This is a genomic window from Bosea sp. 685 (genome assembly GCF_031884435.1).
Taxonomy (GTDB): domain Bacteria; phylum Pseudomonadota; class Alphaproteobacteria; order Rhizobiales; family Beijerinckiaceae; genus Allobosea.
On sequence record NZ_CP134779.1, the window covers coordinates 2,496,492 to 2,514,827 of the forward strand.

The following is an 18,336-nucleotide window of genomic DNA, read 5'->3' on the forward strand; positions in this document are numbered from 1 at the left end:
GGGAGGAGGATAGGTTCTAATTGGCAGGCGCCGGCATCGTCTCAACGGCCCGCGCGAGCCCATAAGCCCTTCGGCCTGCAAAGATCGGGCGAGAAGTCCATGCTACGCCAGTCGTTGCCCGCGCCAAGTGACATATTCGTCGCAGGCAGACGCAAAACCCGGCCGCCCAGTTGGCCCACTATCGGCCTCGGAATTTGCAGCGCAGCAAATCAATCCACGGTAGCGCTCCGGCGTGATACCCTGATGACGATTCGCAATCCAGGCTTGTTCGGATTGCGAAGATGCTGGCCTGACATCCTCATTCTATGGAGCGACCCATGCGTACCCTCGCATTGGCGCTCTGCCTTACGGTATCACCGTTGGGCGGAGGGCTTGTCTACGCGCATAGTTGGTACCCTTACGACTGCTGCAGCGACCGCGATTGCTGGCCCATGGGAATGGACCAGGACGCCCGTGAGCCAGATCCCCGCAGCGTTCCCGGAGGCTATATGACCCATGATGGTCATTTCGTCCCGGAAAGCGCCACGCGGGTCTCGAAAGACGGGCGTTTTCACATCTGCCGGAGCGGGGGCACCCTGACCGGGACCGTGATCGCGCCGTCGCAGCGGCCCTTCTGCCTGTTCGTGCCCAAGCCGTCCTACTGAGGGCGGCATCGCGGCAGGCCGAAATGAAAAACCGCTCGGGATACGAGCGGTTTTTCGAGAGCGTTGTTATGCCTGAAGCGTAACCAGGATCACTTGATCTTGGTTTCCTTGAACTCGACGTGCTTGCGCGCGACGGGATCGTACTTCTTCTTGGACATCTTCTCGGTCATCGTGCGGGAGTTCTTCTTGGTGACATAGAAGAAACCGGTATCCGCCGTCGAGAGCAGCTTGATCTTGATGGTCACGGCCTTGGCCATGGGATTATCCTCGAGCCTGAGGGGCTGGTGAGGCCCTTTAAAAAGAAAATGGCCGGGCGGACCCGGCAAACCGTCGGGTGGGGGAATGCCGCAACGAGCCGGCGAAGTCAAGAAAGAATGGCGCGCGCCTGGCTGTTTCCGCCTTGTCGCGTCATGCGGCGTAGCATGGCGCCCCGATGGTGGGTGTGGCTTCTATAACTCCTCGCGGACGAAATGGCCGTTCTTCTCCCAATAATAGGGAACTGGCAGATAAGGCGCGAAGCCCGCGCTGAGCCGTGCGTCGACTTCTTTCAGAATCACCTGCGTGATCGTCGGCAGATCGAGCTTCTGCGCATCCGCGAAGGTCACCCAGACGAGTTCGATCAGTTCCGAATCGGGGCCTGTCACCCCCTCGACCTTCCCGGCGAGGGCGCCGTAGTCGATAGCGAAGAAGCGCGTGTCGAAGCGCTTGGGCCGGCGCGGCGGTGTTACGGCCCGCGCCACGAATGTAATGGCGCTGAGGTCGGGGAAAATCCCGTGGCTGGCGAAGCCCGCCCAGCTGCCGGCGGGTGGCTTCTCGGGCGTTCCGAGCTCGCTTGAGCCGAAGAGCAGCCCCGTCTCCTCGAAAGTCTCGCGAATGGCGGCCAGCGCCAGCGCCCGCGCCTTCATCGGGCTCGGGCGCTGCGTACGCGCCATCAGCCGGTTTTCGCAGATCTGGCCGAGTGCGCCGGTCGCCGTCATGCGGCGGTCTTCCGGATCGATCCTGCCGCCGGGAAAGACGAATTTTCCGGGCATGAACTTATGACCGGGATGGCGCTTGCCCATCAGGACGCGCGGCGTCTTCGCCGAGCGGTCGATGATCAGCACCGTCGCCGCATCCTTGGGGCGCAGATTGACCTTGACGCGCGCGCGCTCGGCCTGCGTCAGCGTGACGACATGGTCGCTCACGGGCGCAGCAACGTGGCCGCGGGCTGGCGTTCCGGCCGCGGCGGCTCGCCGTCGAAACCATTGCTGTCGAAACCATGCATGCGCATCGCCCATTGCAGGCCGATCACGCCGCCCTTCACCGGCTGCATCATCACGAGGCAGAGCAGGACCGTCAGGGCGGGCCAGATCGCCATATGCAGCGACATCGGCCAGTTGGCGTACTTCTCTGCCATCAGCAGGCCGCCGACGACGATATGGCCGACGATGGTGATGACGATATAGGGCGGCAGGTCGTCGGCGCGCTGATGATGCATCGCCTCGCCGCAGGCCTCGCAGGTATCGACCGGCTTCAGGAAGGCGCGGAACAGCTTGCCTTCGCCGCAATGCGGGCAGCGCCCCATCAGGCCGCGCCCGATGGCGCTGCGCCAGTCGCGTTCGACCGGTCGCCCCACCGCATGATTGATTTGAACAGACATCAGCGCCTCTTGCCGGGCTTCTTGCCGCCCGCCTTGCCGAAGGACGGTTTCGCCCTCGCGCGCCCTGATATAGGGGGCCGCGCCGGGCGATTGCCAGAGCGTCCCGGTGTCACATGCCGGCCTTCGGAGAGCAATTCGAAGCGCAGAGCGCCTGCCACGGGGGCGGCTTCGACGAGGCGTACATGCACCCGGTCACCCAGGCGCCAGCTCTCGCCGCTGCGCTCGCCGATCATGGCGTGGGCGGCTTCGTCGTAGCGATAATAGTCGGCGCCCAATGTCGAGGCCGGGATGAAGCCGTCGGCACCGGTACCGTCCAGCTTCACGAACAGGCCTGCCCGATTCACGCCGCCGATACGGCCATCGAAGCTGGAGCCGATCTGGTCGGCCAGGAAATGCGCGATCAGCCGGTCCGTGGTCTCGCGCTCGGCTGCCATGGCGCGGCGCTCGGCCGCCGAGATCCGGGTCGAGACCTCGCGCAATTCGGCGAGCGTTGTTGTCTTCGGCAGACCGTCATCTCCGGCCCGCATGGCGGTGATCAGCGCGCGGTGGACGACAAGGTCGGCATAGCGCCGGATCGGCGAGGTGAAATGGGCGTAGCGGCGCAGGTTCAAGCCGAAATGCCCGTAATTCTCGGCGACATATTCGGCCTGCGCCTGGGTCCGCAATACGACCTCGTTGAGGAAGAGCTCGTTCTCCGAGCCCTTGATCATGGCCAGGATGCGGTTGAACAGTACCGGCCGGAGCGCGGCCTCCTTAGGCAGCTTGATGCCGATCGAGGCCAAGACCTCGCCGAGCGCCCGCATCTTCTCCAGCGATGGCTCGTCATGGCAGCGATAGATCAGCAGGCTGCCAGCCTTCTCCAGGGTCTCGGCGGCCGCGACATTGGCGAGGATCATGAACTCCTCGATCAGCTTATGCGCCGCCAGCCGCTCGGGCACGATGACGCGGTCGACCGCGCCGTCGGGTTTCAGCACCAGCTTGCGCTCGGGCAGATCGAGATCGAGCGGCTGGCGCGCGTCGCGAGCGCGGGAGGCGACGCCATAGGCGGCCCAGAGCGGCATCAGGATGGTGTTGCGGATCGGGCCGGTGGTCTCGTCGGGCTTGCCGTCGATTGCGGCCTGCGCCTGCTGGTAGGAGAGCTTGGCGGCCGAGCGCATCAGGATGCGGTGGAAGGAATGGGTCTTCTTGGAGCCGTCCGATTTCAGCACCAGCCGTACCGCGAGAGCCGGCCGGTCTTCGCCGCCACGGAGCGAGCAGAGATCGTTCGAGATCCGCTCCGGCAGCATCGGCACGACCCGGTCGGGGAAATAGACCGAGTTGCCACGCTCTAGCGCCTCGCGGTCGAGGCTGGAGCCCGGCCGGACATAGGCTGCGACATCGGCGATGGCGACGGTAACGACATAGCCGCCGGGATTATCGGGATCGCTGTCAGGCGCGGCATGAACCGCGTCGTCATGGTCCTTGGCATCGGCGGGGTCGATCGTGATCAGCGGCAGGTCGCGCCAATCCTCGCGGCCGGCGGTGCCCGCGGGGCGCACGGCATCGGCCTCGGCGATGGTTGCCGGTGAGAAGACGTTGGGAATGCCATGGGCGTGGATCGCGATCAGGCTGACGGCGCGCTCCGACTTGATCGAGCCGAGCCGCTCGCGCACATGCGCCTCGGAAGGCCCGAAGCGCGTCTCGTTGCGCAGCGTGACGGAGACGAGGTCGCCATCCTGCGCCTCGGCCGTGCGGCCCTTCGGAATCAGCGCCTCGCGGCCTTGCGCCTTCTTGTCGATCGGGATCAGGCGGCCGCTGCCATCGGGCAGGGCGCGGAAGATGCCGAGCACCTGGGCCTTGCCCTTGCCCATGATCTTCAGCACGCGGCCGGAATAGGCGAAGCCGTCGACGCCCTTCAAACGGGTCAGCTTGAGCAGGACCTGATCGCCGACACCGGCTGCCGGAGCCGCATTGCGCTTGGCGCGGAACTCTCGCGCCCGCTCGATCAGGATGCGCGGCGCCACGCCCTGGTCGGCCTCGTTCCATTCCAGCGGGGCCGCGACGAGGTCGCCGTCGCGATCCTTGGCCTTGATCTCGCTCAGCAGGACGGGGGGCAAGGCGCCGCGCGGATGCCCAGCCAGCGCCCCATTTCCGGGAGCGTCGACAGCCTGATCCTCCTGGATCTCCTTCAACAGCCGCTTCAGCCAGATCTTGCCGCCACCGGACAGCCCGAAGGCACGCGCGATCTCGCGGCGGCTGGCATCGCGGCCGGCGGCACGCTCGGTCTCGATGAAGTCCAGGATCGCCTCACGGCTCGGCTCAGGCACGGGCGATGACACGATATCGGCTCGTCAAAACGGGGGAGGGCGAAGAAAACACAGTTCCTGTCTGCCATGAGCGCCGCGCCGACGCCAGAACCGGTATCGCCGCATCCTCCGATGAAAGCATCCCAAATGAAAGAAGGGCTGCCCTTGCGGGCAGCCCTTCCATTGTCGAACCGCGGCCCGGCGAGCCGGACCCAAAGGCGCGAAAACTCACGCGGAACAAGAACCCCATTGGGAATGAGTCCAGGTCCGCCCGCTTTGCACCAGCGGTTGATGACAATGAGACACTGGATCACCTCCTTTCAGTTGTTACCGACAAGGACAGGCTAGGGCGATTCTCGGGCCGGCGTAAATGTCAAAAAAAGCGCTTCCTTCGTCAGGCGAAATGCCGCGACAGCCGGCAAAATGAAGGCCCTTGGATCGCCTGCCGAAAAGATGGGCGGAAAATTTGCGCAATAAATAAGCAAATACACTCGTCTCGCATCATCCTTGCGTGCATGGCGGCTCATCTCGCAGGAAATTCGGCAAAAGCTGCCCCTGCGGCAGAGATTTGCGGGCCGAAGCGCCGCAAAAGGCTCGTTGGCATGTCGCTTGCGAGCCCGCTCCTTCGGGCCGGGGAGGCCTGTCGGCGCCCACTCAAGGGTGCATTCAACAGGATTGGTTCGGGGGACATGTCCGTGAGCAATACTCGTCGCGTTATTTTGGGCGCTGCACTTGCAAGCGCCGCTTTTCTGGGGACGCTCCTGCCGGCCGCAGCGCAGGAGACCATCAAGGTCGGCATCCTGCATTCGCTCTCCGGCACGATGGCGATCTCCGAGACGACGTTGAAGGACGTCATGCTCATGCTAATCGACGAGCAGAACAAGAAGGGCGGCGTGCTCGGCAAGAAGCTCGAGGCCGTCGTCGTCGACCCGGCTTCGAACTGGCCGCTCTTCGCCGAGAAGGCGCGCGAGCTGATCGCCAAGGACAAGGTCTCGGCCGTGTTCGGCTGCTGGACCTCCGTGTCGCGCAAATCCGTGCTGCCGGTCTTCAAGGAGCTGAATTCGATCCTGTTCTACCCCGTCCAGTACGAGGGCGAGGAGTCGGAACGCAATGTCTTCTACACCGGCGCCGCGCCGAACCAGCAGGCCATTCCCGCGGTCGATTACCTCGCCAAGGAAGAGAAGGTTCAGCGCTGGGTGCTCGCCGGCACGGACTATGTCTATCCGCGCACGACCAACAAGATCCTCGAGGCCTACCTTCTGTCGAAGGGCGTGGCCAAGGAGGATATCATGATCAACTACACGCCGTTCGGTCATTCCGACTGGCAGACGATCGTCTCCGACATCAAGAAGTTCGGCTCGGCCGGCAAGAAGACCGCCGTGGTCTCGACCATCAATGGCGACGCCAACGTGCCGTTCTACAAGGAACTCGGCAACCAGGGCATCAAGGCGACCGATATCCCGGTCGTGGCCTTCTCGGTGGGCGAGGAAGAGCTCGCCGGTATCGACACCAAGCCGCTGCTCGGCCATCTCGCCGCCTGGAACTACTTCCAGTCGGTGAAGACGCCGGAGAACGAGGCCTTCATCAAGCAGTGGAAGGCCTACAAGAAGAACGACAAGGCCGTCACCAACGATCCGATGGAAGCCCATGTCATCGGCTTCGCCATGTGGGTGAAGGCGGTCGAGAAGGCCAAGAGCTTCGATCCCGACAAGGTCATCGATGCGCTGCCCGGCATCGAGGCGCCGAACCTCACCGGCGGCATCTCCAAGATGCTCCCGAACCACCACATCACCAAGCCCGTGCTGATCGGCGAGATCAAGGCCGACGGCCAGTTCGACGTGGTCTCGAAGACCGGTCTCGTCGCCGGCGACGCCTGGTCGAAGGAGCTCGACGGCTCCAAGGATCTGATCGGCGACTGGGTCGAGAAGAAGTGCGGCAACTTCAACGTCAAGACCGGCAAGTGCGGCGGCGCGTGAGGTCATGAGGGGGAGGGACGGCACGGGCGGATAAGCCCGACCGTCCCTTGGAATTCGGCGAGACGCCTCCGTTTGTTCGAACTGGGGGCGTCCGTCACTGCCCAAGTCCTTCACTGCCAAGCAAACTACCGAGCCGCGAACCCGAAACGAGCCCATGCGAATTGTGTCCTGCCTTCTGCGCATGATTGCGCTAGCGACGCTGCTTGCGCTCCAGCCGGGCGCTGCTTCAGCCCAAAGTTCGGCCCCGGCCGCCGACGAGGCCTTCATCAAGCTCGGCGCCGACAGTTTCTCCGATACCAACCGCGCCATCGAGATTTTGATCGCGAACGCTCATCCGCAGGCCGCTGTCATCATCGAGGCGTTAGCCGATGGCCGGCTTCTGGCTGGGGGCGGTGCGGTCGTCGTGAAGACCAAAGACGGCAAACTGCTTGACGCCAAGACCGGCGCTGCACTTGCCTCCGAGCCTCCGGGCTTGAGCGCAGTGCGCCTCAATAACGGCGTGCGCCGTACCATCCAGGCGGCTCTTGGTGGTCTGGGGTTGCTCAATCCCGATGCCGGCAAGCGCATCGCCGCCGCCGAGGCGGTGTTCAAGTCGCGCGACGCTTCCTTGCTGCCGGTGCTCGAAGGCGCCATCGCCAAGGAGAGCGATGCCCGGGCGAAGGCGGCGCTGCGTCAGGCCCAGGCCGCGATCCTCATCGCCAAACCCGACGCGCCACCCTTTGACAGGATCGCTGCCGTCGACGTGCTGCGCGAACGCGGCGACCAGGATGCGCTGGCGACCCTGCGCTCCCTGCCGGGCGATTCCTCGGCAGGGCTGAGGGAGGCGCAAGGCCGCGCGGTCTCAGCCATCGAGAGCAAGCTCGCGCTGTGGCGTGCCGGACAAAACCTCTGGTACGGCCTCTCGCTTGGCTCGGTGCTGTTGCTGGCGGCTATCGGGCTGGCCATCACCTTCGGCGTCATGGGCGTGATCAATATGGCCCATGGCGAGATGGTGATGCTCGGGGCCTACACCACTTTCATCGTGCAGGAGATTATTCGGACCCGCTTTCCCGGCCTGTTCGACTACTCCTTGTTGATCGCCGTGCCGCTGGCTTTCCTGGCCGCCGGCCTCGTCGGGATCGCGATCGAGCGCGGCGTCATCCGGTTTCTCTATGGCCGTCCCCTTGAGACGCTGCTCGCGACCTGGGGCATCAGCCTGATCCTGCAGCAGGCGGTTCGTACCGCCTTTGGCCCGACGAACCGCGAGGTCGGCGCGCCCAATTTCATGTCCGGCGCCTTCGAGATCGGCCAGCTCGCCATCACCTGGAACCGGCTCTGGATCATCGTCTTCGCAGGCCTCGTCTTCGCCGCGCTGCTGGCGATCCTGAAATTGACGCCGATTGGCCTGCAGATGCGCGCCGTCACCCAGAACCGGCGCATGGCCTCGGCGATGGGCATTCGTACGGGCCGTGTCGATGCCTTGACCTTCGGGCTGGGCTCGGGTGTGGCGGGCTTGGCCGGTGTCGCGCTCTCGCAGATCGACAATGTCAGCCCCAATCTCGGCCAGAGCTACATCATCGACAGCTTCATGGTCGTGGTCTTCGGCGGCGTCGGCAATCTCTGGGGCACGCTGGTCGGCGCGATGACGCTCGGCATCGCCAACAAGCTGCTCGAACCCTATGCCGGCGCGGTGCTCGGCAAGATCGCGCTGCTCGTCTTCATCATCCTGTTCATTCAGAAGCGCCCGCGCGGCCTGTTCGCGCAAAAGGGCAGGGCGGTGGAAGCATGATCACCCGCTTCCTCATCCAGGGCATGGACAAGCGCGGCCTCGTCTTCCTCGCCGTGCTCGTGGCGCTGGCGGTTCTCGTCCCGCTCGCCAATCTGCTGCTGCCGCCGGGTTCGGTCCTGCATGTGCCGACCTCGACCATGTCGCTCTGGGGCAAATATCTCTGCTACGCGCTGCTGGCGATCTCGCTCGATCTGGTCTGGGGTTATTGCGGCATCCTGAGCCTCGGCCACGGCGCCTTCTTCGCGCTCGGCGGCTACGCCATGGGCATGTATTTGATGCGCCAGATCGGCTCGCGCGGAACCTATGGCAACCCGATCCTGCCCGATTTCATGGTCTTCCTGAACTGGAGCGAATTGCCCTGGTACTGGTACGGTTTCTCCTCCTTTCCCTTCGCCATGCTGATGGTCCTGGCTGTGCCGGGTCTGCTCGCCTTCGTCTTCGGCTGGTTCGCCTTCCGCTCCCGCGTCACCGGCGTCTATCTCTCGATCATCACCCAGGCACTGACCTATGCGCTGCTGCTCGCCTTTTTCCGCAACGATATGGGCTTTGGCGGCAATAACGGCCTGACAGATTTCAAGGAGATCGTCGGCTTCAACGTCCAGGCGCAGTCGACGCGCGCGGCGCTGTTCTCGATGACCTGCGTCATGCTGATCGCCGGCTTCCTGATCGCGCGCGGCATCGTCTCGTCGAAGCTCGGCAAGGTGGTGATCGCGATCCGCGATGCTGAATCCCGCACGCGCTTCCTCGGTTACCGGGTCGACCGCTTCAAGCTCTTCGTCTTCACCGTCTCGGCCTGCATGGCGGGCGTCGCAGGCGCGCTTTATGTGCCGCAGGTCGGCATCATCAATCCCAGCGAATTCGCGCCCGCGAACTCGATCGAGACCGTGATCTGGGTCGCTGTAGGTGGGCGTGGCACGCTGGTCGGCGCGGCGCTCGGCGCGGTCGTCGTCAACTACGCCAAGACCGTCTTCACCTCGGGCTTCATGGCGCCGTACTGGCTGTTCGCGCTGGGCGCGCTCTTCGTCTTCGTGACGATCTTCATGCCCAAGGGCATCCTGGGCACGGCGCAGGATTGGTGGACCAGGCGCAAGGCGCCGCCGGAGCCGTCGCCAGCGGCCGAACCGGCCCCGGCGGAGTGACGACATGAACGCTCCCGTTCCCGGCGCACTCACCTCTTCGCTGCTCTATCTCGACGGCGTCAGCGTCTCCTTCGACGGTTTCAAGGCGATTCGCGGCCTGTCGCTGACCATCGCGCCAGGCGAGATGCGCGCCATCATCGGCCCCAACGGCGCCGGCAAGACCACGATGATGGACATCATCACCGGCAAGACAAAGCCCGATGTCGGCACGGTGATGTTTGGCGGCTCTGTCGACCTGACCAAGCTCGACGAGGCGGCGATCGCCAATCTCGGCATCGGTCGCAAATTCCAGAAGCCGACGGTGTTCGATTTCCACACCATCGAGGACAACATCCTGTTGGCGCTGAAATCGAAGCGCACGGTGGCAAGGACCCTGTTCTGGAAGACGGCGGCTGCGGATGCCAAGCGCATCGACGACATCCTCGGCATCATCAAGCTCGGCGATGCGCGCGACCGGCTCGCGGGCTCGCTCTCGCACGGCCAGAAGCAGTGGCTCGAGATCGGCATGCTCTTGGCGCAGGATCCAAAACTCCTGCTGGTCGATGAGCCTGCCGCCGGCATGACCGATGGCGAGACGGCCGAGACGGCCGTCCTCCTCAAGGAGATCGCCAAGGATCATTCGGTCATCGTGGTCGAACACGACATGGGCTTCATCCGCGAACTCGGCGTGAAGGTGACGGTGCTGCATGAGGGCTCGGTGCTGGCGGAGGGCCCGCTCGACCAGGTCAGCGCCAATGAGCGCGTCGTCGAAGTGTATCTGGGACGATGACAATGCTCAGTGTCGACGCCATCGATCTCCACTACGGCGCAGCCCAGGCGCTCCGCCGCGTCTCGGTCACGGCCGAGATCGGCAAGGTCACCTGCGTGATGGGCCGCAACGGCGTCGGCAAGACCTCGCTGATGCGCGCCATCGTCGGCCACCAGGCGATCTCGGGCGGAAAGATCAGCTTCGGCGGCGAGGACATCTCGAAGCTGCGCAGCGAGGATCGCGCGCGCGCCGGCATCGCCTATGTACCGCAGGGGCGGGAGGTGTTCCCGCTGCTGAGCGTGAAGGAAAATCTGGAGACGGGCTATGCGCCCTTGCCCCGCAAGGAGCGCTACGTTCCCGGTGAACTGTTTGACCTATTCCCCGTGCTGAAGTCGATGTTGGGGCGGCGCGGCGGAGACCTCTCGGGTGGCCAGCAACAGCAACTCGCCATCGCGCGGGCGCTGGTCACCCGGCCCAAATTGCTGGTGCTGGACGAGCCGACCGAGGGCATTCAGCCCTCGATCATCAAGGATATCGGCCGCGCGATCGATTATCTGCGCTCCAAGGGCGACATGGCGATCGTGCTGGTCGAGCAATATTTCGACTTCGCCCGCGATCTCGCCGACACGATGTTCGTGATGGAGCGCGGCGAGGTCGTGCTGTCGGGGCCGATGGCCGAGCTCGACGCCAATCAGGTGCAGAGGCTGATCCAGGTATGACGGCTGCGCCGTCATGCTCGGGCTTGCCCCGAGCATCGCAGACCGCATGGGGCGCCAGGCGCCGCCTTCTCGTCAGGAGATTCTCGGGTCCGCGCTTCGCTTCGCCCGAGAATGACGGCGAGGCCGCGGGCGTCCTCAAAACGCCAGCGGGGCGTTGTCGACGACCTCCTTCATCACGAAGAAGGTCCGCGTCTGCCGCACACCGGGCAGCGCGATCAGCTTGTCGGCGTGCAACTTATTGAAATCGGCCATGTCCCTAACGCGGATCTTGAGGAAATAGTCGAAATCGCCGGCGACGATGTGGCAATCGAGGACGGTGGGCATGCTCCGGACGGCGGCCTCGAAGTCGCCGAAGCTTTCGGGCGTGGAGCGATCCAGCACGACGCCGACAAAGGCCAGTGTGCCCATCTCGACATGTTGCGGCGAAACCTGCGCGCGCACCGAGGAAATATAGCCCTCGCTGAACAGGCGCTGGATCCGCCGATGGCAGGTGGCGGGGCTGGTATTGACCCGTTTGGCGATCTCGGCATTGCCGAGCCGCCCGTCAGCCTGCAGCAGGCGCAGGATTTTGAGGTCGGTTCTGTCGAGTTTTTCAGTCATGAAAGAAACGTCCGTTTTTATGCCGATTTTCGGAACCGAATGCGTATCGATCCGATAATTGCGGAAGCTTCAGGAAAAACAAGCGCTCACTTTGGAAGGACGTCTCAACTGAGATTCGGTATTTTTCCCCGATCATTTTCGAGGGAGACGAGCCTGCCATGTTGAGCAAATTCGAACGCTATCCGCTGACCTTCGGCCCCACGCCGATCGAGAAACTGTCGCGCCTGTCCGCCCATCTCGGCGGCCATGTCGAGATCTTCGCCAAGCGCGAGGATTGCAATTCGGGCCTGGCCTTCGGCGGCAACAAGCTGCGCAAGCTCGAATATATCGTGCCCGATGCCATCGCCAGCAACGCCGATACGCTGGTCTCGATCGGCGGCGTGCAGTCGAACCACACCCGCATGGTCGCCGCGACCGCGGCCAAGATCGGCATGAAGTGCCGCCTGATCCAGGAAAGCTGGGTGCCGCATGAGGACGCCGTCTATGACCGCGTCGGCAACATCCTGATGTCGCGCGTCATGGGCGCCGAGGTCCAGCTCGTCGACGAGGGCTTCGATATCGGCATCCGCGAGAGCTGGGAAAAGGCGCTTGCCGATGTGAAGGCCAAGGGCGGCAAGCCCTATGCGATTCCCGCCGGCGCCTCGGTCCATAAATTCGGCGGCCTCGGCTATGTCGGCTTCGCCGAGGAAGTCCGGGCCCAGGAAGCCGAGCTCGGCTTCAAATTCGACTACGTCATCGTCTGCACGGTCACCGGCTCGACCCATGCCGGCATGGTCGTCGGCTTCGCCAAAGATGGCCGCCAGCGCAACGTCATCGGCATCGACGCCTCCTTCACGCCGGCCCAGACGCGCGCTCAGGTCCTCGATATCGCCCAGAAGACCTCGGCCCTGGTTGGCGGCAAGGACATCACCAACGAGGATATCGTCCTGAACGAGGACTACGCCTACCCGGTCTATGGCGTGCCCTCGCAGGAGACGATCGAGGCGATCCGCCTCTCGGCCCGTCTTGAAGGCATGATGACCGACCCCGTCTATGAGGGGAAATCCATGCAGGGAATGATCGATCTGGTGAAGAAGGGCTTCTTCCCGGCCGGCTCGAAGGTGCTCTACGCGCATCTTGGCGGCGTGCCGGCGATCAATGGCTACAGCTATACCTTCCGCAACGGCTGAGCCGCCATGGAAGCCGTCGTCTTCTTCGAATTCGCCTCCGAAGCGTCCGGCGTCCGGTCAGGCTTGCTTGACCGGATCGGACCCATCGCCCTGTCGGGCGATGGCCGGCTCAATTTCGTCGGGACGGAGCGCGACGAGCGTGGCCGGCCAGTCTCCGAGGTCATCGCGCTCGGCTTCAAGAGCGCGGAGACGGCGCAGGCGGTCATGCTGCGCTGGCGCGGCGACCCGGCCTTTCCGGCCGGGGTGAAGACGCGATTGATGCGGATCGAGCCGATCTGGTCGATCGAGCCCTTGGCGATGATGTTCCCCTGAGGCCAGGGTCTGTCGCTTCAGTCGTGAAGCGACAGACCCTTGGTGATCTTGTCGGCCTCCTTGCGCTCGGCATGGACCGCCAGGCCGACGAGATCGAGCGCCGCTGTCGCGACAGCGGCGACGGCGGCGCGATTGTCGCCATCATTGCCCGTCGCGAACAGCTCCTGCGTGTAGAGATGCGGTCGCACGCCGCGCTGCTGTGCCCGCTGGAGCATCAATCTGAGCTGCTCGCCGTTCGCGCTGAAGATCAGGACGGGCTGGCGGATCAGCGGGCCGTAGAATCGGTCCGATGCATCGTTGTAGTCCTCGCCCTTCAGTTCGGGGTAAGCTCCGACGAGGCCGCCGGCGAGGAAGCTGGCGACGTTGAGTTTTTGCCAGGTGGCGAGATCCTCGCGCACCGCTATGGCGATCTTGGTGTCGTAACGGGTCTTGGTGTCGTAACGCATGGCGCAATCGATAAACGAGCCAGGGCCGGGCGGTCTTGAACGATCGTGCGGCCCCTCACACGGTGATTGGCTGCGCGCGGGACCGGGCTCTGACGGCATCGAGCGGATCGAGGCCTTCTTCAGCGGCCACGCTTATGACCCGCACAGGCACGACACCTACGCGCTGGGCCTGACGCTGAGCGGCGTGCAGAGCTTCGACTACCGCGGCAGTCGGCAGGATAGCCGCGCGGGCAATGCGATCGTCCTGCATCCAGACGAGATTCATAATGGCCGCGCCGGCGTCGAATCCGGCTTCCGCTACCGCATGCTGTATCTGGAGCCCCGGCTCTTGCGCGCGGCGCTGGGCGATGAGGCGCGTGCGCTGCCCTTCATCTCGGCAGCCGTCTCGTCTGATCCGCGTCTCGTCCGGGCGATTGCGCGCGGCTTGCGCGCGATCGACGCGCCATTGGCGGCCGACGAAGCCGAGGACATCGTCCTGGGGTTGGCCGAGGCCCTGCTGGCGCTCGATCCATCGGCGGCGCGCCCGGTGGGCTCGCGCCATGCCCAGGCGGCCTCGGAGCGCGTCAGGCGGTTTCTTGATGCTCAGCGGGAGCGGGTCGTCACATCAGGAGAGCTGGAAGCCGTCGCCGGGCTCGATCGTTTCGCGCTCGCCCGCCATTTCCGCGCGAGCTTCGGCACGAGCCCCTATAATTATCTCGTCATGCGCCGGCTCGATCGGGCTCGCGCCATGCTGCGGTCGGGGCTGGAAATCGCCGATGTCGCGGCCGCCTGCGGTTTCGCTGACCAGAGCCATCTGACACGCCAGTTCCGCCGGGCTTTCGGCGTCACGCCGGGGCGGTGGCGCAACCTGCATCGCCATCCGGAGTGAGCGGCGGCCACGGGCCGTTCTCCCCCCGGATGTTCGACTATGCAGGCCTATTTGCCTTCGTTGCAGGCCTACTTACCTTCGTTGATCGTGATCTTCGGCAAGGCACTGCTGGGCAAACCATATTTCACGAAGATCGCGTCATAGGTGCCCTTGGCCTTGAGCCGGTCGAGCGCGCCCTTGACCGCGTCGCGCAACTGGTTGCCCTCGGGGGTCTTCACGAAGGGAATGCCGGCGCGCACATCGGTGAAGGGCGCGCCGATCGGCACATAGGTGTTGGGCTCGAGCTTGAGGAAATAGGGCATCACCTCGCTGCCCTGGACGGCAGCCTGGAGGCGCTGGGTCTTGAGCTGGGTGCGGGCATCGACCGAGCCTTCCGTGCCGACGATCGTCAGCGCCGGTTTGCCCTTGGCGACGCAGTTTTCCTTGCTCCAGTCTTCCATCTCATTCAGCCAGCTCGTCGCGCGGCTGGCGCCGACCGTCTTGCCGCAGAGATCCTCCATCGTCTTCAGGCCCGGGGCCAGCGCCGTGATGGTGTAGAATTGCGCGCCCGACGAGAAGTAGTCGATGAAATCGGCGGTTTCGCGCCGAGCCGGCTTATCCGACATTCCGGCCATGACCATATCGACGCGGCCCGTCTGGAGCGAAGGCAGCATCTGCGCGAAGGCGGTCTCCTGCCACTCGATCGCGACGCCGAGTTCCTTGCCGATCGCTTCGCCGATTTCGATGTCGAGCCCGGCCAGGGTGTTGGTCGCCGGGTCCTTGAAGATGATCGGCGGATAGTTCGGCTGCGTCGCGACGATGATCTTGCCAGCGGTCTTGATCCGGGCCGGCAGTTCCTGGGCGGAAACCGCCGCGGGCAGGCAGAACGCCAAAGCGGCGAGCAGGCTTCGTGACGTCAGGGTCATGGCAATCCTCCAGATCGGTTCAGGGCAAGGGTTCAAGGCAGGACCGCGGCGATGAAGTCGCGGGTACGGGGATGTTCGGGTGCGCTCAGCACCTGGGCAGGAGGCCCCTGTTCGATCAGGCGGCCTTGATCCATGAAGACGACGCGGTCGGCGACCTCGCGCGCGAAACCGAGCTCATGCGTCACCACGATCATCGTCATGCCGCTCTTGGCCAGGTCGCGCATCACGGCGAGCACCTCGCCGACGAGTTCGGGATCGAGCGCCGAGGTCGGTTCGTCGAACAGCATCAGCCTGGGCTTCGTCGCGAGCGCGCGGGCGATCGCGACGCGCTGCTGCTGGCCCCCGGAAAGCTCGGACGGGTAGGCGCCGCTCTTCTCGGCCAGGCCGACCCGCGCCAGCAGGCGCTCGGCCTCGGCGATGGCGGCGGCCCTGGGCTGCTTCAGCACGGTCACCGGCCCCTCGATCACGTTCTGCAGCGCCGTCATATGGCCGAAGAGGTTGAAGCGCTGGAAGACCATTCCGCTGGCGAGGCGCTGGCGCGCGATCTCCTTGTCGGTCAACTCGATCAACCGGTCGCTGGTGCGCCGGAAGCCGGCGAGTTCGCCATCGACCCAGATCGCGCCGCCATCGATGCGTTCGAGCTGGTTGATGCAGCGCAAGAGCGTGCTCTTGCCGGAGCCGGAGGGGCCGATGATGCAGACCACTTCACCAGCCGCGACGTCGAGTGAGACGGAATCGAGCGCCGCGAGACTGCCGAAGCGCTTCGTCAACGACAGCGCCTGGACCATGGGGCGGTTCGCTGGAGCCTCAACCATTGCGCGCTCCCGCACCGGCGCGGCCCTTGGCGAAATGCCGCTCCAGCACGACCTGCCCGAGCGAGAGGATCGAGACCACGATCAGATACCAGCCTGCCGCGACGATCAGCAATTCGATCACCCGGGCATTGGCGTAATAGATCGTCTGGGCGTTGCGCAGGATCTCGGAGAACTGGATCACGCTGGCGATCGAGGTCAGCTTGACCATGCTCACTACCTCATTGCCGACAGGCGGGATGATCACCCGCATCGATTGCGGCAGCACGATCCGGCGCAAAGTCGTCAGCCTGGTCATGCCGATCGCCTTGGCCGCTTCGACCTGACCGTGATCGACGGAGAGGATGCCGGAGCGCACAACCTCGGCTGTATAGGCGCCCTGGTTGATCCCCAGGCCCAGCAGCGTCGCCATGAAGGGACCGATCAGGTCGATCGTCCGTGCCGAGAACAGGCCTGGAATGCCGATCGTCGGGAAGACCAGCGCGAGGTTGAACCAGATCAGCAATTGCAGGATCAGCGGCGTGCCACGGAAGAACCAGATGTAGAACGCCGCAGAACCGCGCATCACGGCGTTGGGCGACATCGCCATGATCGCGAAGAGGACGCCGAGCGCGATGCCCAGCGCCATGGCGCAGGCCGTCATGATCACGGTGTTGACGAGGCCGCCCAGGATGGCGGGCGCGGTGAAGAACTGGCCGACGACCTTCCAGGCGATGTCGCCCTCGGCGAAGGCCTTCACCACGAGAGCGAGCGCGAGCAGGACCAGGGCCGCGGAAACCCAGCGTCCGACATGCAGCCTGCCGACACGGGGCAGGCTGAGGATCGTGGGGTCGAGCGCCGTCCCCGGCATCTGGCTTGAAGTCATGGTTGCGGTCCCCGGTATCCGTCGGCCCAGTCACGCTGCACGGCGAGGCGCTGCGTCAGCCTGTCGATCTGCTCGGCCACGCGTGCAGGCGACGTGCCACCTTTGGCCATACGCGCATCGAGTGCCGCCTCCAATGTCAGATGCTCCTTGATATCGGGCGTGAGGCGGGGGTCGATCGAGGCCAGCCCGGCATTGTCGATCTCGTGCAACTGGCAGGATTTCTCCTCGCAGAGGCGCACCAGCGCGCCGGTGATCTCATGCGCCTCGCTGAAGGCTACGCCCCTGCGCGCCAGGAAATCGGCGACCTCGGTTGCCAGCGTGAAACCTCGGGAAGCAGCGTCCCGCACGGTCGCGACATTGACCGTCATGGTGGCGACCAGGCCGGCCATGGCGGGAAGCGCCAGCGCCAAGCCTTCGACCGCATCGCAACAGGCGTTCTTATCCTCGGCGAGGTCACGGTTATAGGACAGGGGCAGGCTCTTCAGCGCCGCCAGCATCGTCATCAGCCCGCCGATCAGCCGCGCCGAGCGGCCGCGCGTCAATTCGGCGATGTCGGGATTCTTCTTCTGCGGCATGATCGAGGATCCGGTCGCGAAGGAATCATGCAGCGAAATCCAGCGATAAGGCTGCGTGCACCAGATCACGATCTCCTCGGCTAGCCTGGAGAGATTGACCGCATGCATGGCCGTGACGAACAGGAACTCCGCGACATGGTCGCGCGAGCCGACGGCATCGACCGAGTTCTCGAACGAGCCGTCATAGCCGAGCTCTTCGGCGACAAGCTCGGGGTTGAGCGCGATCGCGGAACCCGCCAGTGCTGCGGCGCCGAGCGGGGAGACGGCATTGCGCCTGTCCCAGTCGATCAACCGCTCGGCATCGCGAGCGAAGGCCTGGGCATGGGCCATCAGATGATGGCCGAAGGTGATCGGCTGTGCCGCCTGAAGATGCGTCACGCCCGGCACCGGCGTCGCGACATGTTCGAGGGCCTGCGCGACGATGGCGTCCTGCAGGCTCAGCAGATCCTTCATCAGCCTACGGGCGTGGTGGCGCAGGTACAGTTTGAGGTCGTTGGCGGCCTGGTCGTTGCGCGAGCGCCCGGCGCGGATCTTGCCACCGAGAGGACCAAGCCGCTGCGTCAGGACGCGTTCGAGGAAGGTCTGGACATCTTCGTCCTCCGGCCAGGGCTCGATCAGCCCTGTCGCATGGAGTTTTTCGACTGCGTCGATCTCCCTCTGGATCGTTGCGGTCTCGGCGTCGTCGAGCAGGCCGGCGCGGCCGAGCTCGCGGATATGGGCGCGCGAGCCGGCAAGATCATAGGGCGCGAGGCTGAAATCGCTGGCCTCCGAGCGGGAGAGGCGGGTCAAGGCGGGGTCAGGCTCGGCGGTGAAGCGACCTCCCCACAGGCGCAATGGCTGGTTCACGCTAGCTCTCCGCTCTGACG

General features: G+C 64.7%; 19 protein-coding genes. 9 read left to right on the forward strand and 10 right to left on the reverse strand.

Going from position 1 to position 18,336, the window contains the following annotated elements; genetic code table 11:
• Positions 1–488: 488 nt before the first annotated feature.
• Positions 489–644, forward strand: a complete 156-nt coding sequence (locus RMR04_RS13245) for a hypothetical protein (RefSeq protein WP_311915077.1) — start codon at positions 489–491, stop codon at positions 642–644.
• Between the two features lie 89 nt (positions 645–733).
• Here RMR04_RS13245 and rpmG read toward each other — a convergent pair whose 3' ends face one another.
• From rpmG to rnr, 4 genes are all read right to left on the reverse strand, one after another.
• Entirely contained in the window at positions 734–901 is a 168-nt protein-coding gene (gene rpmG, locus RMR04_RS13250; RefSeq protein ID WP_038367996.1) for a 50S ribosomal protein L33, read from the reverse strand.
• A 192-nt stretch (positions 902–1,093) separates the two neighbouring features.
• Positions 1,094–1,828, reverse strand: a complete 735-nt coding sequence (locus tag RMR04_RS13255) for an NUDIX hydrolase (protein ID WP_311915078.1) — start codon at positions 1,826–1,828, stop codon at positions 1,094–1,096.
• The gene (locus RMR04_RS13260) at positions 1,825–2,283 is read right to left on the reverse strand and encodes a DUF983 domain-containing protein (RefSeq protein ID WP_311915079.1); all 459 of its coding nucleotides are present in this window, start codon (positions 2,281–2,283) and stop codon (positions 1,825–1,827) included. Before RMR04_RS13260 ends, RMR04_RS13255 begins: the two co-directional genes overlap by 4 nt.
• Positions 2,283–4,601 carry a ribonuclease R gene (rnr, locus tag RMR04_RS13265; protein ID WP_410492241.1) on the reverse strand — a complete coding sequence of 773 codons (2,319 nt, stop codon included), beginning with the start codon at positions 4,599–4,601 and terminating at the stop codon, positions 2,283–2,285. Before rnr ends, RMR04_RS13260 begins: the two co-directional genes overlap by 1 nt.
• 656 nt (positions 4,602–5,257) lie before the next feature.
• Between rnr and urtA the strand changes: the two genes are divergently transcribed.
• The 5 genes from urtA (at position 5,258) to urtE (ending at position 10,918) form a co-directional block, all read left to right on the forward strand.
• Complete coding sequence (gene urtA, locus RMR04_RS13270) at positions 5,258–6,544, forward strand: urea ABC transporter substrate-binding protein (RefSeq protein WP_311915080.1); 1,287 nt, start codon at positions 5,258–5,260, stop codon at positions 6,542–6,544.
• Between the two features lie 154 nt (positions 6,545–6,698).
• Complete coding sequence (urtB, locus tag RMR04_RS13275) at positions 6,699–8,312, forward strand: urea ABC transporter permease subunit UrtB (protein ID WP_311915081.1); 1,614 nt, start codon at positions 6,699–6,701, stop codon at positions 8,310–8,312.
• Positions 8,309–9,451 (forward strand): urea ABC transporter permease subunit UrtC, encoded by a 1,143-nt coding sequence (gene urtC, locus RMR04_RS13280; RefSeq protein WP_311915082.1) that lies wholly within the window; start codon positions 8,309–8,311, stop codon positions 9,449–9,451. The genes urtB and urtC overlap by 4 nt, the downstream gene beginning before the upstream one ends.
• A 4-nt stretch (positions 9,452–9,455) precedes the next feature.
• Positions 9,456–10,220 (forward strand): urea ABC transporter ATP-binding protein UrtD, encoded by a 765-nt coding sequence (urtD, locus tag RMR04_RS13285; RefSeq protein ID WP_311915083.1) that lies wholly within the window; start codon positions 9,456–9,458, stop codon positions 10,218–10,220.
• Between the two features lie 2 nt (positions 10,221–10,222).
• Positions 10,223–10,918 (forward strand): urea ABC transporter ATP-binding subunit UrtE, encoded by a 696-nt coding sequence (gene urtE / locus RMR04_RS13290; protein ID WP_311915084.1) that lies wholly within the window; start codon positions 10,223–10,225, stop codon positions 10,916–10,918.
• Positions 10,919–11,053: 135 nt separating this feature from the next.
• Here the strand turns inward: urtE and RMR04_RS13295 are convergent, their stop codons facing one another.
• Positions 11,054–11,518: an Lrp/AsnC family transcriptional regulator gene (locus RMR04_RS13295; RefSeq protein ID WP_311915085.1), complete on the reverse strand. Its 465-nt coding sequence runs from the start codon at positions 11,516–11,518 to the stop codon at positions 11,054–11,056.
• Positions 11,519–11,676: 158 nt separating this feature from the next.
• On the opposite strand from RMR04_RS13295, the gene RMR04_RS13300 reads away from it, so the two are divergent.
• Together RMR04_RS13300 and RMR04_RS13305 are read left to right on the forward strand one after the other, a co-directional pair.
• Complete coding sequence (locus RMR04_RS13300; protein WP_311915086.1) at positions 11,677–12,687, forward strand: 1-aminocyclopropane-1-carboxylate deaminase; 1,011 nt, start codon at positions 11,677–11,679, stop codon at positions 12,685–12,687.
• 6 nt (positions 12,688–12,693) lie between these two features.
• A complete protein-coding gene (locus RMR04_RS13305; protein WP_311915087.1) occupies positions 12,694–12,999 on the forward strand; it encodes a hypothetical protein in 306 nt (101 codons plus the stop codon).
• Between the two features lie 17 nt (positions 13,000–13,016).
• Here the strand turns inward: RMR04_RS13305 and RMR04_RS13310 are convergent, their stop codons facing one another.
• Entirely contained in the window at positions 13,017–13,445 is a 429-nt protein-coding gene (locus tag RMR04_RS13310) for a DUF2000 family protein (protein ID WP_311915088.1), read from the reverse strand.
• Here RMR04_RS13310 and RMR04_RS13315 point away from each other — a divergent pair.
• Positions 13,444–14,313: an AraC family transcriptional regulator gene (locus tag RMR04_RS13315; protein ID WP_311915089.1), complete on the forward strand. Its 870-nt coding sequence runs from the start codon at positions 13,444–13,446 to the stop codon at positions 14,311–14,313. The genes RMR04_RS13310 and RMR04_RS13315 overlap by 2 nt on opposite strands.
• Before the next feature lie 68 nt (positions 14,314–14,381).
• Here RMR04_RS13315 and RMR04_RS13320 read toward each other — a convergent pair whose 3' ends face one another.
• From RMR04_RS13320 to argH, 4 genes are read right to left on the reverse strand one after another with little or no spacing between them, the layout of a single operon-like run.
• Positions 14,382–15,218, reverse strand: a complete 837-nt coding sequence (locus tag RMR04_RS13320) for an ABC transporter substrate-binding protein (protein WP_311915090.1) — start codon at positions 15,216–15,218, stop codon at positions 14,382–14,384.
• 32 nt (positions 15,219–15,250) lie between these two features.
• Positions 15,251–16,033, reverse strand: a complete 783-nt coding sequence (locus RMR04_RS13325; protein ID WP_311915091.1) for an amino acid ABC transporter ATP-binding protein — start codon at positions 16,031–16,033, stop codon at positions 15,251–15,253.
• Positions 16,026–16,880, reverse strand: a complete 855-nt coding sequence (locus tag RMR04_RS13330; RefSeq protein ID WP_410492262.1) for an amino acid ABC transporter permease — start codon at positions 16,878–16,880, stop codon at positions 16,026–16,028. The genes RMR04_RS13325 and RMR04_RS13330 overlap by 8 nt, the downstream gene beginning before the upstream one ends.
• A gap of 11 nt (positions 16,881–16,891) precedes the next feature.
• Positions 16,892–18,316 carry an argininosuccinate lyase gene (argH, locus tag RMR04_RS13335; RefSeq protein ID WP_311915093.1) on the reverse strand — a complete coding sequence of 475 codons (1,425 nt, stop codon included), beginning with the start codon at positions 18,314–18,316 and terminating at the stop codon, positions 16,892–16,894.
• Between the last annotated feature and the right edge of the window lie 20 nt (positions 18,317–18,336).

Coding starts and splice junctions, on each gene's coding strand:
- urtB (WP_311915081.1), top strand. CDS start 6,699: ATGCGAATTGTGTCCTGCCTTCTGCGCATGATTGCGCTAGCGACGCTG.
- urtA (WP_311915080.1), top strand. CDS start 5,258: ATGTCCGTGAGCAATACTCGTCGCGTTATTTTGGGCGCTGCACTTGCA.
- urtE (WP_311915084.1), top strand. CDS start 10,223: ATGCTCAGTGTCGACGCCATCGATCTCCACTACGGCGCAGCCCAGGCG.
- RMR04_RS13330 (WP_410492262.1), bottom strand. CDS start 16,880: ATGCCGGGGACGGCGCTCGACCCCACGATCCTCAGCCTGCCCCGTGTC.
- RMR04_RS13320 (WP_311915090.1), bottom strand. CDS start 15,218: ATGACCCTGACGTCACGAAGCCTGCTCGCCGCTTTGGCGTTCTGCCTG.
- urtD (WP_311915083.1), top strand. CDS start 9,456: ATGAACGCTCCCGTTCCCGGCGCACTCACCTCTTCGCTGCTCTATCTC.
- RMR04_RS13310 (WP_311915088.1), bottom strand. CDS start 13,445: ATGCGTTACGACACCAAGACCCGTTACGACACCAAGATCGCCATAGCG.
- RMR04_RS13325 (WP_311915091.1), bottom strand. CDS start 16,033: ATGGTTGAGGCTCCAGCGAACCGCCCCATGGTCCAGGCGCTGTCGTTG.
- urtC (WP_311915082.1), top strand. CDS start 8,309: ATGATCACCCGCTTCCTCATCCAGGGCATGGACAAGCGCGGCCTCGTC.
- RMR04_RS13305 (WP_311915087.1), top strand. CDS start 12,694: ATGGAAGCCGTCGTCTTCTTCGAATTCGCCTCCGAAGCGTCCGGCGTC.
- RMR04_RS13315 (WP_311915089.1), top strand. CDS start 13,444: ATGGCGCAATCGATAAACGAGCCAGGGCCGGGCGGTCTTGAACGATCG.
- RMR04_RS13245 (WP_311915077.1), top strand. CDS start 489: ATGACCCATGATGGTCATTTCGTCCCGGAAAGCGCCACGCGGGTCTCG.
- RMR04_RS13295 (WP_311915085.1), bottom strand. CDS start 11,518: ATGACTGAAAAACTCGACAGAACCGACCTCAAAATCCTGCGCCTGCTG.
- rpmG (WP_038367996.1), bottom strand. CDS start 901: ATGGCCAAGGCCGTGACCATCAAGATCAAGCTGCTCTCGACGGCGGAT.
- RMR04_RS13300 (WP_311915086.1), top strand. CDS start 11,677: ATGTTGAGCAAATTCGAACGCTATCCGCTGACCTTCGGCCCCACGCCG.
- RMR04_RS13260 (WP_311915079.1), bottom strand. CDS start 2,283: ATGTCTGTTCAAATCAATCATGCGGTGGGGCGACCGGTCGAACGCGAC.